The 15864-nt window shown below is 71.9% G+C and carries 14 protein-coding genes; 2 read left to right on the top strand and 12 right to left on the bottom strand.

The window, feature by feature from the left end; genetic code table 11:
- Positions 1 to 94 precede the first annotated feature (94 nt).
- On the bottom strand, positions 95 to 1354 hold the full coding sequence (locus ACEN8D_RS17795; RefSeq protein ID WP_413461782.1) for a class I SAM-dependent RNA methyltransferase: 1260 nt from the start codon (positions 1352 to 1354) through the stop codon (positions 95 to 97).
- A 14-nt stretch (positions 1355 to 1368) separates the two neighbouring features.
- Here ACEN8D_RS17795 and ACEN8D_RS17790 point away from each other — a divergent pair, with 14 nt between their 5' ends.
- Positions 1369 to 2196: a Maf family protein gene (locus ACEN8D_RS17790; protein WP_495601089.1), complete on the top strand. Its 828-nt coding sequence runs from the start codon at positions 1369 to 1371 to the stop codon at positions 2194 to 2196.
- A 79-nt stretch (positions 2197 to 2275) separates the two neighbouring features.
- Positions 2276 to 4054 (top strand): acetyl/propionyl/methylcrotonyl-CoA carboxylase subunit alpha, encoded by a 1779-nt coding sequence (locus ACEN8D_RS17785; RefSeq protein WP_413400109.1) that lies wholly within the window; start codon positions 2276 to 2278, stop codon positions 4052 to 4054.
- Between the two features lie 126 nt (positions 4055 to 4180).
- On the opposite strand, the gene ACEN8D_RS17780 is transcribed toward ACEN8D_RS17785, so the two are convergent.
- The 11 genes from ACEN8D_RS17780 to ACEN8D_RS17730 form a co-directional block, all read right to left on the bottom strand.
- Positions 4181 to 5134, bottom strand: coding sequence for a hypothetical protein (locus tag ACEN8D_RS17780; protein ID WP_413398470.1), 954 nt, complete (start codon positions 5132 to 5134; stop codon positions 4181 to 4183).
- 197 nt (positions 5135 to 5331) lie between these two features.
- The gene (locus tag ACEN8D_RS17775; protein WP_413398471.1) at positions 5332 to 6996 is read right to left on the bottom strand and encodes a phospho-sugar mutase; all 1665 of its coding nucleotides are present in this window, start codon (positions 6994 to 6996) and stop codon (positions 5332 to 5334) included.
- On the bottom strand, positions 6993 to 7832 hold the full coding sequence (locus ACEN8D_RS17770; protein ID WP_070418448.1) for a purine-nucleoside phosphorylase: 840 nt from the start codon (positions 7830 to 7832) through the stop codon (positions 6993 to 6995). Before ACEN8D_RS17770 ends, ACEN8D_RS17775 begins: the two co-directional genes overlap by 4 nt.
- Before the next feature lie 30 nt (positions 7833 to 7862).
- The gene (locus ACEN8D_RS17765; protein ID WP_070418447.1) at positions 7863 to 8141 is read right to left on the bottom strand and encodes a PTS sugar transporter subunit IIB; all 279 of its coding nucleotides are present in this window, start codon (positions 8139 to 8141) and stop codon (positions 7863 to 7865) included.
- On the bottom strand, positions 8138 to 8584 hold the full coding sequence (locus ACEN8D_RS17760; RefSeq protein ID WP_070418446.1) for a PTS sugar transporter subunit IIA: 447 nt from the start codon (positions 8582 to 8584) through the stop codon (positions 8138 to 8140). Before ACEN8D_RS17760 ends, ACEN8D_RS17765 begins: the two co-directional genes overlap by 4 nt.
- Before the next feature lie 3 nt (positions 8585 to 8587).
- A complete protein-coding gene (locus ACEN8D_RS17755; RefSeq protein WP_413398472.1) occupies positions 8588 to 9700 on the bottom strand; it encodes an adenosine deaminase in 1113 nt (370 codons plus the stop codon).
- Between the two features lie 132 nt (positions 9701 to 9832).
- Positions 9833 to 11122 carry a thymidine phosphorylase gene (locus ACEN8D_RS17750; protein ID WP_413398473.1) on the bottom strand — a complete coding sequence of 430 codons (1290 nt, stop codon included), beginning with the start codon at positions 11120 to 11122 and terminating at the stop codon, positions 9833 to 9835.
- A 5-nt stretch (positions 11123 to 11127) separates the two neighbouring features.
- Positions 11128 to 11526, bottom strand: a complete 399-nt coding sequence (locus tag ACEN8D_RS17745; protein ID WP_070419511.1) for a cytidine deaminase — start codon at positions 11524 to 11526, stop codon at positions 11128 to 11130.
- Between the two features lie 163 nt (positions 11527 to 11689).
- Positions 11690 to 12979, bottom strand: coding sequence for an ABC transporter permease (locus tag ACEN8D_RS17740; RefSeq protein WP_070418443.1), 1290 nt, complete (start codon positions 12977 to 12979; stop codon positions 11690 to 11692).
- Entirely contained in the window at positions 12976 to 14334 is a 1359-nt protein-coding gene (locus ACEN8D_RS17735; RefSeq protein ID WP_396127743.1) for an ABC transporter permease, read from the bottom strand. Before ACEN8D_RS17735 ends, ACEN8D_RS17740 begins: the two co-directional genes overlap by 4 nt.
- Positions 14331 to 15851 (bottom strand): ABC transporter ATP-binding protein, encoded by a 1521-nt coding sequence (locus ACEN8D_RS17730; protein ID WP_071295789.1) that lies wholly within the window; start codon positions 15849 to 15851, stop codon positions 14331 to 14333. The genes ACEN8D_RS17735 and ACEN8D_RS17730 overlap by 4 nt, the downstream gene beginning before the upstream one ends.
- Positions 15852 to 15864: the final 13 nt, after the last annotated feature.

The raw sequence follows: 15864 nt of genomic DNA, 5'->3' as shown, positions 1-15864 counted from the left end.
ACATGCGTCGCGCAAATCGGCCAGGTCGGCGTGGCACCCGCGCGACCGCCGTCGAGCACGCGCCCGCCGCCCTGGAGGCGACCCGCGATCGACGTCAGGCGACGGGCACCAGGCGCGCCACGGCCTCGAGGTGGTGGGTGTGCGGGAAGAGGTCGAAGGCGCGCAGTGCCTCCAGGCGGTACCCGAGGTCCGCGAACGTCGCGACGTCGCGCGCCAACGCGACCGGGTCGCAGGCGACGTAGACGACCTGCGCCGGCTGGAGGGCCGCGATCTGCACGACGACCTCGCGCCCGGCACCCGAGCGCGGCGGGTCGAGCACGATCGTCCCGGCGCGGTGCCGCTGCCGCTCGCCGGCGGACAGGGTCGAGACGGTGCGCTGCAGCCAGCGGTCGACGCGGCCGGTCTCGGCGCGGGCGCCGATCCACTCGGAGAGGTTCTCCTGCGCGTGCTCGGTGGCGCGCTCCGAGCTCTCGACGCTGGTGAGCTTGGCGCGCGGCCCGACGAGGTCGCCGAGCGCGGCGCCGAGCAGGCCGACACCGCCGTAGAGGTCGAGGTGCTGCCCCTCGGGGTCGAGCCGGTCGCGGTCGACGAGGTCCTGCACGGCCGCGGTCAGCACGGCCGGAGACGCACGGTGGACCTGCCAGAAGCCGTTGTCGTCGACCGAGAACGAACGCTCCCCCACGACCTCGGTCACGACGGTCGGCTTCTGCTCGTCGATCACGAGTCGCGCACCCTCGGAGCCGCTCGGCGCGAGGACGTCGACCACGGACGCGCCGGGCATCGCGCCGCGGCCGAGCGGGGCGCTCTCCTGCACGACCCGGCTCGCGAGCGGGAGGGACGCGACGGGCACGACGGTGTGCGACCGGGCCGCGAAGGGGCCGGCGGTGCCGTCCTCGTCGACGTGCAGGCGGACGCGGGTGCGCCAGCCGGTGCCGTTCGACTCGTCGTCGCCGGGGGCTGCCTCGACCACGACGTCGTGGCCGAGCACGGCAGCGAGGTCCGTGCGGGCGAAGCGCGCGAAGGAGTCGACGAGGACGTCGTGCTTCAGCGTGCGCTGGTGGCCGAGGGCGATGTGCCCGAACTCGGCACCGCCGGCGCGGACGGCCGGGTCGCGGTCGAGGGCGGCCTCGGGCCAGACGTGGTCGACGCGGTGTTCGCTCGGCGTCTCGACCGACACGGTGTCGGCACGCCAGAACGACTTCTTCCGGTCCTCGGTCACGCGGGCGGTCACCCGTTCGCCGGGGATCGCGTCCGACACGAACACCACCCGCCCCTCGTGCCGTGCCACCGAGATGCCGCCGTGGGCGATCCCGGTGACGTCGAGGTCGAGCAGCGTTCCGACGGATTCACCCATGGTTCGATGTTCCCATGCGTCTGTACCTCGCGAGTACCTCCCCCGCCCGCCGCGCCCTGCTCGCCCAGACCGGGATCGAGCCGGTGCTCGTCGCGCCGGGGGTCGACGAGGACGCGGCTGTCGCCGCGGCCGCCGCGTCGCTCGGACGCGACCTGACCGGGCCGGAGCTGGTGGCGATGCTCGCGGTCGCCAAGGCCTCGGCCGTCGCGGACGCCCCGGTCGACGGCTCCCCGGCCGACGGCTTCGTGTTCGGCGGGGACTCCGCGTTCGAGGTCGACGGCGTGCTGTACGGCAAGCCCCACGACCCGGAGGTCGCGCGGGAGCGGTGGCGGCAGATGCTCGCCGCCGGCGGCGGCACGCTCTGGAGCGGGCACTGCGTCGTGGACCGGCGCCGCGTCGCCGACGCACCCGACGCCCTGGACGCACTCGACGTTCTGGACGCACCCGATCCGGGGCCTGGAGGCGCGGGTCGGGCCGGCACCGTGCCTCCCGTCCGTACCGTGGACGCGTCGGGCGGCGGGCCGCTCGGCGCTGCTGCCTTCGTCGCGGGCGTCGCGCCCGGCGGGTCGGCGATGGTCGCCGACGGCGACCAGGTGGTGGCGGTCGACAGCGCCGTGCTCACCTTCGCCGACGACATGTCGCCCGCGGAGATCGACGCGTACGTCGCCACCGGCGAACCGCTCGAGGTCGCCGGTGCGTTCACCATCGACGGTCGGGCCGCCGCGTACATCACCCGGATCGACGGCGCACCGTCCGCCGTGGTCGGTCTCTCGCTCCCGGTGCTGCGCGCGATGCTGCTGCGGGGGTTCGGCATCGCGTGGCACGACCTCTGGGCACTGTAGACATCCACACTTCTTCGCGCCGGTTCTTTGTGGGTGCCAGTCAATTCGCGCCCCTGCCGCACGAATACGCTGACTTACCATGCCCCGTATCAGCAAGGTCCTCATCGCGAACCGCGGCGAGATCGCCGTCCGCATCATCCGCGCGGCCCGCGACGCAGGCAAGGCATCGGTCGCGGTCTACGCCGACCAGGACCGTGACGCCCTCCACGCACGCCTCGCCGACGAGGCCTACGCGCTGAACGGCACCACGAGCGCCGACACCTACCTCGTCATCGACAAGATCATCTCGGTCGCCCGACGCTCCGGCGCCGACGCCGTGCACCCGGGCTACGGGTTCCTCGCCGAGAACGCCGACTTCGCCCGGGCCGTCATCGACGCCGGGCTGACCTGGATCGGCCCCTCGCCGGAGTCGATCGAGCGCCTGGGCGACAAGGTCTCCGCGCGGCACGTGGCCGAGAAGGTCGGTGCGCCGCTCGCGCCGGGCACGATCGAGCCCGTGCAGGACGTGTCCGAGGTCTTCGACTTCGTCGACCAGGTCGGACTGCCCGTCGCGATCAAGGCGGCGTTCGGCGGTGGCGGCCGTGGTCTCAAGGTGGTCCGCTCGCGCGACCAGGTGGAAGAGCTCTTCGAGTCGGCGACGCGCGAGGCCATCGCGGCGTTCGGCCGCGGCGAGTGCTTCGTCGAGAAGTACCTCGACAAGCCGCGCCACGTCGAGACGCAGTGCCTCGCCGACGAGCACGGCAACGTCGTCATCGTCTCGACGCGCGACTGCTCGCTGCAGCGTCGGCACCAGAAGCTCGTCGAGGAGGCGCCCGCGCCGTACCTGACGGCTTCGCAGGAGGAACGGCTGTACGAGTCGTCGAAGGCGATCCTGCGCGAGGTCGGCTACGTCGGTGCCGGCACCTGCGAGTTCCTCATCGGCGCCGACGGCACCGTCTCGTTCCTCGAGGTGAACACCCGCCTGCAGGTCGAACACTGCGTCTCCGAAGAGGTCACCGGCATCGACCTCGTCCGCGAGCAGTTCCGCATCGCCGAGGGCGGCGTGCTCGACTACTCCGACCCGGTGGCGCGGGGGCACTCGTTCGAGTTCCGCATCAACGGCGAGGACCCGGGTCGCAACTTCTTCCCGGCGCCGGGCCCCGTGCACGCGTTCCACGCGCCGTCCGGCCCCGGTGTCCGCGTCGACTCCGGCGTCGTCTCGGGCGACGTCGTCTCCGGCTCGTTCGACTCGATGCTCGCGAAGCTCATCGTCACCGGTGCCACGCGCGCCGAGGCGCTGGAGCGGTCGCGTCGTGCCCTCGCCGAGTTCGAGGTCACCGGCCTGCCGACCGTGCTGCCGTTCCACCGTGCGGTCGTGTCGGACCCGGCGTTCGCGACGCCCGACGAGACCCCGTTCAGTGTCTACACGCAGTGGATCGAGACCGACTTCGTCAACGAGATCCCGGCGTGGAGCGGCTCCCCCGAGGAGCTCCCCGCACCGGCAGCCCGCGAGAGCGTGGTCGTCGAGGTGCAGGGCAAGCGCATCGAGGTCACCATGCCGTCGATCGTCGCCGGTGGCGCCGCCGGTGCTGCCGGTCGTCGTCCGGCCGGGCCGTCCGCTCCGCCGAAGCGCCGGTCGTCCGGGGTCCGTGGCGGCCTGGCGTCGTCCGGCTCCGTGACGTCCCCGATGCAGGCCACCGTGGTGAAGCTCGCGGTCGCCGAGGGTGACACCGTGGTGAAGGGCGACCTGCTCGTCGTGCTCGAGGCGATGAAGATGGAGCAGCCCGTCGCTGCCCCGCGTGACGGTGTCGTCACGGGGCTGAACGCCCCCGTCGGCCAGACGATCTCGTCCGGCCACGTGCTGCTCGAGCTCGCGTAGGCGGCTGCGCCGCGCTGCGCGCGGCGCGCCGCTGCGCTTCGCACAACCAAAGTCCCTTCGAACCGCGCATCGGCGCAGTTCGAAGGGACTTTGGTTGTGCGCAGGCATCCCGAGCCGCCAGCGTCGTCACCGCAGCAGCGTGAACGAGCGCGGCGTCGTCGGGACTCCCACCCCCTGGAGCAGCGCTCGGAGCGCCTCAGCATCGTGCGCCTCCGACCAGCCGAACCGTCCGACGGCCCGCACGTCCCGATGCCGGCGGAGTCGATCCTCCCGTCGCTTCTCCGACACGACCACGTCGGCCGCGGTCGTACCGGCTGCTCGGAGAGCGGGGTCCACGTACTTCGCCTTGCCGTCGAACTCCAGGATCACGCCCTGGTCGGGGAACCAGAAGTCCACGCGCCCGATGAAGCCGTCTGCATCGCGGAACTCCTGTTGCAGCACGGGGCGAGGAGCGCCCACCTCGTCGAGCGCCACGCGCCCGACGGACTCCCCCGGTGAGCCACTCGCCGCATCGGCCAGCTCGATCGCGGTGATCGCGCGATGCCGCCCGTGCACGGCGTTCCGGACGTCGATCTCTGCCCGGATGTCCGCTCGGGCTGCGCCCCGCCGCAGGGCAGAGTCCAGTGCCGGCACGGAGATGCGGAGTTCGTAGGAGATCGTGAGGTCGGCCGCCATGCTCACGAGGTCGGTGAGCAGACGGTCCTTCGCCACCATCGTCTGGGTCCGGAACGTCCGGCCGGCACCAGGTCGCTTCCGGACGTGTGCGAGACCCTGCGACGTCGTCCGTCGGGGATCGAGCACGTCGACGGTCTCGGGGAATTCTCCGGCCCACGGAAGGCCGTGCAACGCGGCCGCCGACGCGTGAGAGACGACGAGTCGCGGAGCGAGCCGATCGTGCACCGCCTTGATCCGCGCGATGTGCCGTTCACCAGGCGTCGCGCGCCGCCACTCCCCGGCGTCGACGAACCGGCCGGGGACGAGCCGTACGCGGTCCCCTGCGTCGGCAGCGCGCTGGAGTGCTCGTCCCCTGCGGCCGGAGGGGTCGGCGGTGCCACCGTGGATGATCGTGAGTCGTGCCATCGAACGAGGATCGCGCTCGATCGCTGCGAACCGACGTCTGCGCCCGCTTCTGTGGACCGCACGGCGATCCCGGGGTCCTGTGGAGGACGGCGTCGTTTGCCGCTGCACAACGAAAGTCGCTTCGAACCGCGGGGAACCCCGGTTCGAAGCGACTTTCGTCGTGCGGCGGGCATGTTCGGCCGCCGGCGCGGCCGCGCCTACGACACCAGAGGGCGGATGTCGGCGGCGAGGGCGTCGACGAGCGACTGCGCCTCGGCCGGGGTCGCCGCGACGGTGTCGATGTAGACCTTCACCTTCGGCTCGGTCCCGCTCGGGCGGACGATCACGCGGGCGTCACCCGTCAGGTCGTAGCGGAGGATGTCCGACGGCGGGAAGCCCTCGACACCACCGGCGTAGTCCGTCACCGACAGCACCGACAGCCCGCCGAGCGTCGTCGGCGGCGTCGACCGCAGGGACGCCATGATCGACCCGATGCGGGAGAGGTCGTCCACCCGGGTCGCCACCTGCCCGGACGCGAACGCCCCGAACTCGGCCGCGAAGGCGTCGAGCTGCCCGGCGATCGACGACCCCGAGGCAGCCAGGTCCGCGGCGAGGGACAGCAGGGACAGCGCCGCCGAGATGCCGTCCTTGTCGCGGACGACCTCCGGGTCGACCAGGTAGCCGAGCGCTTCCTCGTACCCGAACAGCAGCCCGGGGACGCGGGAGACCCACTTGAAGCCGGTGAGGGTGTCGCGGTACTCCAGCCCGTGCCGCGCCGCGACCCGTGCGAGCGCCGGCGAGGACACGATCGACGCCGCGAGCGTTCCCTCCACACCGTCGTCGGACGCCCGGGCGGCAGCGCGCCACCCGAGGAGCCAGCCGACCTCGTTGCCCGAGAGCCTGCGGAAGGAACCGTCGCCGTCCGGGATCGCCAGCGCCAGCCGATCGGCGTCCGGGTCGTTCGCGATGACGAGGTCCGCACCGACCGCGACCCCGCGGGCGATCGACAGGTCCATCGCCCCCGGTTCCTCGGGATTCGGGAACGACACCGTCGGGAACGCCCCGTCCGGCTCGATCTGCTCGGGCACGGTCACCGGCACGGCGAACCCGGCCGCCTCGAACACGGCGCGGGCGGTCTCCCACCCGACGCCGTGCATGGCCGTGTAGACGACCTTCGGCTGCGCGTCCGGAGCGAGCCCGGGCGCTGCCACCGTCGCCGCGGTGGCGGACACGTAGGCGTCGAGCAGCTCGGACGTGGCGACGGTGTAGTCGGTGGCACGGGGCAGGTCCGCGATCGAGCCCGCGGCGACGGCGTCGATCGCGGCGGCGATGTCGGCGTCGACGGGCGGGACGATCTGCGATCCCTCGTCGTCCTCGCCGAGGTAGACCTTGTAGCCGTTGTCCCGCGGCGGGTTGTGGCTCGCGGTCACCATCACCCCGGCACCGACGTCGAGGTGCCGCACGGTGAACGCCAGCACGGGCGTGGGGAGCGCCGACGGCAGCAGGGTGACCTCGAGCCCGAGGCCGCGCATGACCTCGGCGGAGTCGCGGGCGAAGACGTCCGAGTTCACCCGGCCGTCGTACCCGATGACGACGCTGCGTCGACGACCGGTGTCGATGAGGAAGCGCGCGAGTCCCGCGGCGGCCTGCGTCACGACGACCCGGTTCATCCGGAGCGGGCCGTACCCGAGCTCGGCACGGAGGCCGGCGGTGCCGAACGCCAGCCGCCCGGCGAACCGCGCGGCGAGGTCCTGCACGGCGGGACCGTCGCCCGTCGCCGCCGCGTCGATCGCCGCATCGAGCGAGGAACGGGTCACGGGGTCCGGGTCCTGCGCGCTCCAGGCACGAGCAGCAGCGAGCACGCCGTCGACGTCGAGCTTCACGACGCGGAGCCCAGCGCGGTCACCACGCGGGCGAGCAGGTCGGCGATCACCGGCTCGGCCTCGCGCCCGGCCTCGAGCACCTCGGCGTGTGACAGCGGCGTCTTCTGGATGCCGGCGGCGAGGTTCGTGATGAGCGAGAAGCCGAGGACCTCCATGCCGGCCTGCCGCGCCGCGATGGCCTCGAGCGCGGTGGACATGCCGACGATGTGCCCGCCGATGGTCTTCGCCATCTGGACCTCGGCCGGCGTCTCGTAGTGCGGACCGCGGAACTGGGTGTAGACGCCCTCGTCGAGCGAGGGGTCCACGCCCCGAGCGACCGACCGGAGCCGCGCCGAGTACAGGTCGGTGAGGTCGACGAACGTCGCGCCCTCGAGCGGGCTGTCCGCGGTGAGGTTGATGTGGTCACTGATGAGGACGGGCGTGCCGGGCGTCCAGTGCTCCTTGATGCCCCCGGCACCGTTCGTCAGGACCATGATCGAGGCGCCGGTCGCCGCCGCGGTCCGGACGCTGTGCACGACCCGACGGACCCCGTGGCCCTCGTAGTAGTGCGTGCGCGCCCCGATGACCAGCGCGTGCCGGCCGTCGGCGAGACGGATCGAGCGGACCGTACCGGAGTGTCCGGGGACGGCCGAGGCGCTGAAGCCGGGGACCTCGGACGCGGGGATCTCGGACACGGTCTCGCCGATGAGGTCTGCGGCCTTCCCCCACCCGGACCCGAGGGTCAGGGCGATGTCGTGGCGCTCGATGCCGGACTTCGAGGCGATGACCTCGGCGGCGTCACGCGCGACCTCGAACGGGTCGGCGGCGGGGTCGTTCAGCGGGTTCTCCGTGCTCATGCCCCAACTCTAGAGGCCACGGAACCGGCGTCAGTGTTCGCCGAGCGCCCGGTCCACCGCGGCCGTGATCTCGGCCTGGTCGAAGTGGTTCCGGATCACGATGACCTCGGCGTAGGTGGACCCGATCGCCTCGACGAACTCCTGGCTGGTGAGGATCACGTTCGCGTCGTCGGACACCTTCTGCACGGACGCGACGTCGGCCGCCACGACCGATGCGGTCAGCCCGAGCGCCGCGAGGGCCTTCTCGGCGTTCACCTTGAGGATCGCGCTGGAACCGATGCCCGCGCCGCAGATGGTGACGATCTTCATGCCGTGACCCCCATGATCGCGCGGACCTCGTCCGCGGTGGCGGCATCGGCGATCCGACCGGTCACCGAAGCGTCGTTGAACAGGTTCGCGATCTCCCCGATCGACTCGAGGTGGGTGCCGACCCCGGCGACCGCGAGCCCGAGCACCACGCGGACCGGATCGTTGTGCGGGTGTCCGAACGACACCGGCGCGTCGAGCGTCACGACGGACAGCCCGTCACGCAGCACCGCGGGCCCCGGCCGGGCGTGCGCGAACGCCAGCCCGGGCGAGATGACGATGTACGGCCCGTGTTCCTCGACCAGGCCGATCATGGCGTCGGTGTACGGCTCGGTCGCCGCTCCCGACGACACGAGGGCACCGCCGGCCAGCCGGAGCGCGTCGCGCCACGAGGACGCGGTCGCCCCGAGCACGACGGCGGAGTCCGGCAGCGGCGGCAGTGGCATGCGTCAGGCCTCCTGGTGGCCGGCCGTGATGGTGGCGATGATCTCTTCGCGGTCCTCGAGCGGCAGGAACGAGCCGAGGGCCGCGTTGATCTGGAACGCCGCGAGGTCGTCGAGGTCGTAGCCGAACGTGCCCGCCAGCAGCGCGAGCTCCTTCGAGAGCGAGGTGTCGCTCATCAGGCGGTTGTCGGTGTTCACCGTGACCCGGAAGCCGAGCTGGTAGAGCACGTCGAAGGGGTGGTCGGCGAGGTCGTCGCCCCACGCCGCGACGGCCCCGGTCTGCAGGTTCGACGACGGCGAGACCTCGAGCGGGATCTCACGGTCGCGCACCCACGAGGCGACCTCGCCGAGGGAGGCGAGCGTCGAGCCGTCACCGGCGTCGGACAGGACGACGTCCTCGAAGATGCGGACGCCGTGGCCGAGGCGCAGTGCCCGCCCGTCGACGAGCGCGGAGCGGATCGAGGCGAGCCCGTCGGCCTCGCCCGCGTGCACCGTCACGGGGAAGAGCTCGGACGCGAGGTAGTCGAACGCCGCACGGTGGTTCGAGGGCGGGAACCCGGCCTCGGCCCCGGCGATGTCGAAGCCGACCACGCCGGCGTCGCGGTGCCGGACGGCGAGCTCGGCGATCTCGAGTGCGCGGTCCGCGTGGCGCATCGCCGTGACGAGCTGGCCGACGCGGATGCTGCCGCCGGCGGCGTCGACCGCTTCCTCGATACCGGCCTGCACGGCCTCGACCGCCTGGTCGAGCGTGAGCCCGCCCTGCAGGTGCTGCTCGGGCGCCCAGCGGACCTCGCCGTAGACGACGCCGTCGGCGACCAGGTCCTCGACGAACTCCTTCGCGATGCGGTGCAGCTGCGGCGCCGTCTGCATCACCGAGGTCGTGACGTCGAAGGTCTTCAGGTACTCGACGAGTGAGCCGGAGTTCGACTGGTCCGCGAACCACGCACCGAGCGCCACGGCGTCGGTGGTCGGCAGCGCCACGCCGGCCTCGGCAGCCAGCTCGACGATCGTCGCCGGACGCAGACCACCGTCGAGGTGGTCGTGCAGCGAGACCTTGGGCAGGTCGTTGATGACCGCTCCGGCGTCGGGCAGGCGGTAGGTCGTGGCGTCGGAGCTCATGGCCCCAGGCTATCGGTGGTCACCGACCCCGCGCAGGCACCTGTGCACAACAGACGACGGGACCCACTGGAGGCTCTCCACAGCCGGGCAGGCAGCCGCAGCCCGGCCGGTGGCCGGTTCCACGGCCCGGGTTCAGCCCGCGATGCGCTCGCGAACGATCGGCCCACGCCGAGGCGCCTCGGTGCCGATCGACCACGCACCCTCGAGCGACTCGAGCGCCCGCGGGATCCGCGACGCGTCGTCGGTGTGCAGCGTCCAGAGCGGCTGCCCCGCGGCGACGGTGTCACCGGGCTTGACGTGCAGCTCGATGCCCGCCCCGGCCTGCACCGGGTCCTGCGCGCGCGCACGGCCGGCACCCAGGCGCCAGGCCGAGACGCCGAACGGCAGGGCGTCCTGCTGCGCGAGCACGCCCGACGACGGCGCGGTGACGACGTGCTGCTCGCGGGCGACCGGCAACGCGGCTGCGGGGTCCCCGCCCTGCGCCTGGATCATCCGCCGCCAGGTGTCCATCGCGCGGCCGTCGGCCAGTGCGGCGGCCGGGTCGGCGTCCGGCAGCCCGGCCAGCGTGAGCATCTCGGTCGCCAGCGCCACGGTCAGCGCGACGACGTCGGCTGGACCCCCGCCCGCCAACACGTCGACCGACTCCCGCACCTCGAGCGCGTTGCCGATCGTCAGCCCGAGCGGGACCTCCATGTCGGTCAGCAGCGCCGAGGTCTTCACCCCGGCGTCGTTCCCGAGGTCGACCATCGTCTGCGCGAGCTCGCGCGACGACTCGTACGAGGGCATGAACGCCCCCGACCCGAACTTCACGTCGAGCACGAGCGCACCTGTGCCCTCGGCGATCTTCTTCGACATGATGCTCGACGCGATGAGTGGGATGCTCTCGACGGTGCCGGTGATGTCCCGCAGGGCGTAGAGCTTCTTGTCGGCCGGAGCCAGGCCGGTACCGGCGGCGCAGATGACCGCACCCACGTCGGTCAGCACCTCGAGGAGACGGTCGTTCGACAGCGCCGCCTGCCACCCGGGGATGGACTCGAGCTTGTCGAGCGTGCCGCCGGTGTGCCCGAGCCCGCGGCCCGACAGCTGGGGTACCGCGACCCCGAACGACGCCACGAGGGGCGCCAACGGCAGCGTGATCTTGTCGCCGACGCCACCGGTCGAGTGCTTGTCGACCGTCGTCTTGCCGAGCGACGAGAACGACATCCGCTCCCCCGACGCGATCATCGCGAGGGTGAGGTCCTTGATCTCGCGGCGCTCCATCCCGTTCAGGAAGATCGCCATCGCCATCGCCGCCATCTGCGGGTCCTCGACGTAGCCGCGCGTGTAGGCGTCGACGAGCCAGTCGACCTCGGCGGTGCTCAGGGCGCCCCCGGAGCGCTTCGTGCGGATGAGGTCGACGGTGTCGAACGGCTCGACGGCCATGTGGATCAGTGCTCCTGCTGGTAGGTGGCGAGGGTCCGCGGCCCGAAGGCGTCCGGCAGGACCTCGTCGATGGTGCGGATGCCGGAGACGGTCTCGAGCAGCATGCCCTCGGTGGAGTGCTCGAAGAGCAGCTGACGGCACCGGCCGCACGGCATCAGGGTCGCCCCGTCGCCGTCGACGCACGTGAACGCGACGAGCTTGCCGCCGCCGGTCATGTGCAGCTGCGAGACGAGAGAGCACTCCGCGCAGAGCGTCACCCCGTAGGACGCGTTCTCGACGTTGCAGCCGGAGACGATACGGCCGTCGTCGGTGAGCGCCGCGGCGCCCACCGGGAACGACGAGTACGGCGCGTAGGCGTGGCCCATCGCGGCCGTCGCGGCGGTCCGCAGGGCGGTCCAGTCCACGTCGGACGGGAGGCGCGGCTCGGCCCCCGTCCCGTCGCCGGCGGTCCGGCCGCCGCGCCCGTCCAGGGCCGTGGCCGGGTCCACCCAGGCGGTCGCGTCGGTGGACGCGATCTGGTCGTCGCCCGCAGCGTGCGTGTCGGTCATGTGCCGTGCCTCCTGGCCGTCAGCTCTTGATGTACGGCTTGCCGGACGCGGCCGGCCCACGCGACTGCCCGACCAGGCCGGCCACCGCGAAGATCGTCACCACGTACGGGAGCATGAGCAGGAACTCGCTCGGCACGGGCGAGTTGATCGCGCCGAGGGTGTTCTGCAGGTTCGACGCGAAGCCGAACAGCAGCGCCGCGAACGTCGCCTTGATCGGGTCCCAGCGACCGAAGATGACCGCCGCGAGCGCGATGTAGCCCGCGCCGGCGGTCATGTCCTTGGTGAACGGGCCGACCGCGTCGAGCGTGAAGTACGCGCCGCCGAGGCCCGCGATCGCTCCGGCGAGGGACACGTTCCAGAACCGGGTCCCGGTGACGTTGATGCCCACCGTGTCCGCCGCCTGCGGGTGCTCGCCGACCGCGCGGAGGCGCAGGCCCCAGCGGGTCTTGAAGAGCCCGAACGTCACGACCGCGACCGCCACGTAGGCCAGGTAGACCGTGACCCGCTGCTCGAAGAACACCGGACCGATGACCGGGATCTGGTGCAGGACCGGGATCGGGATGATCGGGAACCGGACGCCGACGTTGAGCGTGGTCTCGTTCGGCGAGAGCACCTGCGAGTACAGGAAGCCGGTCAGACCGGAGATGAAGGCGTTGATGACGACACCGACGATCACCTGGTCGACGAGGTACTTGATGCTGAACGCCGCGAGGATGAACGACACGAGCGTGCCCGCGACGAGCGCCGCGACGAGGCCGACCCAGGGCGAGCCGGTGATGGACGCGACCATGGCGGAGCTGAACGCACCGGCGAGGAACTGTCCCTCGATCGCGATGTTCACGACACCGACGCGCTCGGAGATGACGCCGCCGAGGGCACCGAACACCAGCGGGACGCTGAGGCTCAGCGCGCCGAGCAGCAGGCCGGGGATCGGCAGGGACTTGCCGGCGGCCGCCCACGTCAGGAACCCGATGACGAACACCACGGCGAACACCGCGGTGACCCACATCGGCACGCGGCGCACCGCACGGGTCTCGACGACCGCGTAGACGGTGAGGATCGCGAGCAGCACGACCACGACGATCCCGGTGCCCACGGCCGGCAGCGGCACGTCGGGCAGGGCGAAGAAGTCGCCGCTGTTGGCGAGGCGGAACGTGGTCGTCCCGGTGCGGGGCAGCAGCGCGAAGAGCACGAGGGCGATCAGCGTGAAGACGCCGTACCCGATCGCGAGCTTCCAGCTGCGGGTGGTCTCGACCGGACGGCCGGCGACCGGCGACGCGCTGGGCGCGGTGGGGCTGAGGGTGCTCACGCGGCGACCGCCTTCTTGCTGTTCTTCGTGGAGACGCGTCGACGAGCACCCGGCTGCGGGATCCGGAAGATCGCGCGGACGAGCGGCGGCGCCGCGATGAAGAGGACGATGAGGGCCTGGATGACGCCCACGATGTCGATCGGGATGCCGTTGGCGGCCTGCATGGCGTAGCCGCCGTTCTTCAGCACGCCGAACAGGATCGCGGCCCAGAACACGCCCCACGGCTTCGACCGGCCGAGCAGCGCCACGGTGATGGCGTCGAACCCGATGCCGGCGTCGATGCCGGAGGTGAACCCGGTCGTGACCGCGCCCTGCACCTGGTACGCGCCGGCGATGCCGACGAGGGCACCGGAGATGACGAGGACCCAGATGGTCAGGGACGGCACGCTCATGCCGGCCACGCGGGCGGCACGCGGGTTCTCACCGATGGTGCGGAAGCGGAAGCCGAGCGAGGACTTGTTCACGAGCCACCACACGACGACGACCGCGATGATCGCCACGACGAAGCCGAGGTCCACGCCGTAGCGCGCCCCGAACAGCGGCGGGAGCACCGCGCTGTCCTTAGTCGCGGGCGAGATCGGGTTCGGGCTGCCCGGCGCCTGCAGCAGGCCCGGCGTGCGGAGCAGGTAGCTCACGAGGTACAGCGCGACGTAGTTGAGCATGATCGTGAGGACGACCTCGTTGGCACCCGTCCGCGCCTTGAGGACGCCGACGATCCCGGCCCACACCGCACCGCCGACGATGCCGGCGACGATCGTGAGCGGGATGTGGATCGCCGCGGGGCCGTCGAACGAGAAGCCGACCCAGCCGGCCGCCGCGGCGCCCATCAGGATCTGGCCCTGGCCGCCGATGTTGAACAGGCCGGCGCGGAACGACAGCGCGATGCCGAGACCGGCCGCGATGAGCGGCACGGCGTAGTCGATCGAGCGGGTCAGCGGCACGATGGCCTGCTGGAAGCTCGACGCGCCGAAGTTGACGACGGACCCCTCGAACAGCGACGCGTACGCGCCGCCGACCGCGGTGCCGATCGCCCGGAAGGTGTCGGCCGGACGGGCGAAGAAGTACCCGGCGGCCGAGCGGACGTTCTCGTCGGTGATGGCGATGAGGATGCCGCACGCGACGAGGGCGAGCACGACGGCGAGGACCGTGACGAGCGCGGAGCCGTTGACGATGCCCTGCAGTGCGGCCTGCCAGCGGTCGCCGCCCTGGCGTCGCTCGGTGTCCTCGGCGGAGTCCGTCATGAGGTGCGGGGTGGACTCGACGTCCTGCAGGCGGTCGTCGGTCAGCGGTGCGTCCGGCTGCGTGTCGGCCGTCGGCTGGGCATCCGGCTGCGTGTTGTCTGGCGTGTTGCTCACGCTGCCAGCTCCGTTCCTTCTGGGAGTTCCCCGGCCATCATCAGGCCGAGGACGTCGCGCGGGGTGTCCGCGGGGACGATGCCGACGATCCCGCCGCGGTACATCACGGCGATCCGGTCGGCGAGTGCCACGACCTCGTCGAGCTCCGTGGAGACGACGATGACCGGGACACCGGTGTCGCGCGTGGCGACGATGCGCTTGTGCACGAACTCGATCGACCCGACGTCGATGCCGCGGGTCGGCTGCGCCGCGACGAAGAGGCGCAGGTCGCGGCTCAGCTCGCGGGCGAGGACGATCTTCTGCTGGTTGCCGCCGGACAGCCGGCCGGCCGCGGTGGTGCGGCTCGGCGTGCGGATGTCGAACTCGGCGATCTTCTCGTCGGCGAACGCGTCGCGCTCCGCCGATCGGATCGTGCCGGCGCGGACGAACTCGGCGTGGTCGGCACGGTCGAGCATGAGGTTCTCGGCGATGGTGAACTCGCCGACGAGCCCGTCTTCCTTCCGGTCCTCCGGGACGAAGCCGACACCGGCGTCGAGGATCTGCTTGACGGTGCGGCCGGTGAGCTCGCGCCCGTCGAGCGTGACGCGGCCGGCGTGCACCGGCTCGAGGCCGAGGATCGCCTCGGTCAGCTCGGTCTGCCCGTTGCCCTGCACCCCGGCGATCGCGAGGACCTCGCCGCGCCGGACCGTGAACGAGACGTCGTCGACGAGGACGATGCCGGACGGGTCGGTGACGGTCAGCCCGTCGACGACGAGGGCGTCCTCACCACCGGTCGCTGGTGCCTTGTCGACGACGAGGGAGACGGCACGGCCGACCATGAGCGCCGCGAGCTCGTTGTTCGTCGCGGTGGGCGATGCCTCGCCGACGACCTTGCCGAGGCGGATCACGGTGATGCGGTCGGCGACCTCGCGGACCTCGCGCAGCTTGTGGGTGATGAACACGATCGCGGTGCCGGCCGCACGGAGCTGCCGCATGATGCCCATCAGCTCGTCGGTCTCCTGCGGGGTGAGGACGGCCGTCGGCTCGTCGAACACCAGGACCGAGGCGTCGCGGGACAGCGCCTTGATGATCTCGACCCGCTGCTGGACACCGACGGGGAGGTCCTCGACCTTGGCGTCCGGGTCGACGTCGAACCCGAAGCGCTCGGAGATCTCCCGCACGCGCTTGCGGGCACCGGCGAGGTCGAGCCGGCCGCCGAACGCGGTCTGCTCCTGGCCGAGCATGACGTTCTCGGCGACGGTGAAGACGGGGACGAGCATGAAGTGCTGGTGCACCATGCCGATGCCGGAACGCATGGCGTCTCCGGGTCCGTCGAAGTCCTGGACGACGTCGTCGAGGAGGATCTCGCCCTCGTCCGCCTGGTACAGGCCGTACAGGACGTTCATCAGGGTCGACTTGCCGGCGCCGTTCTCCCCGAGGAGACAGTGGACCTCACCGGGCTCGACGGTGAGCGAGATGTGGTCGTTGGCGACGAGGGGGCCGAACCGCTTCGTGATGCCGCGGAGTTCGAGCTTCATGTTCTCTGGGTCT

The sequence above is a fragment of the Curtobacterium sp. Curtsp22 genome (assembly GCF_059492135.1).
This window is presented reverse-complemented; position numbering and strand designations above follow the sequence as displayed.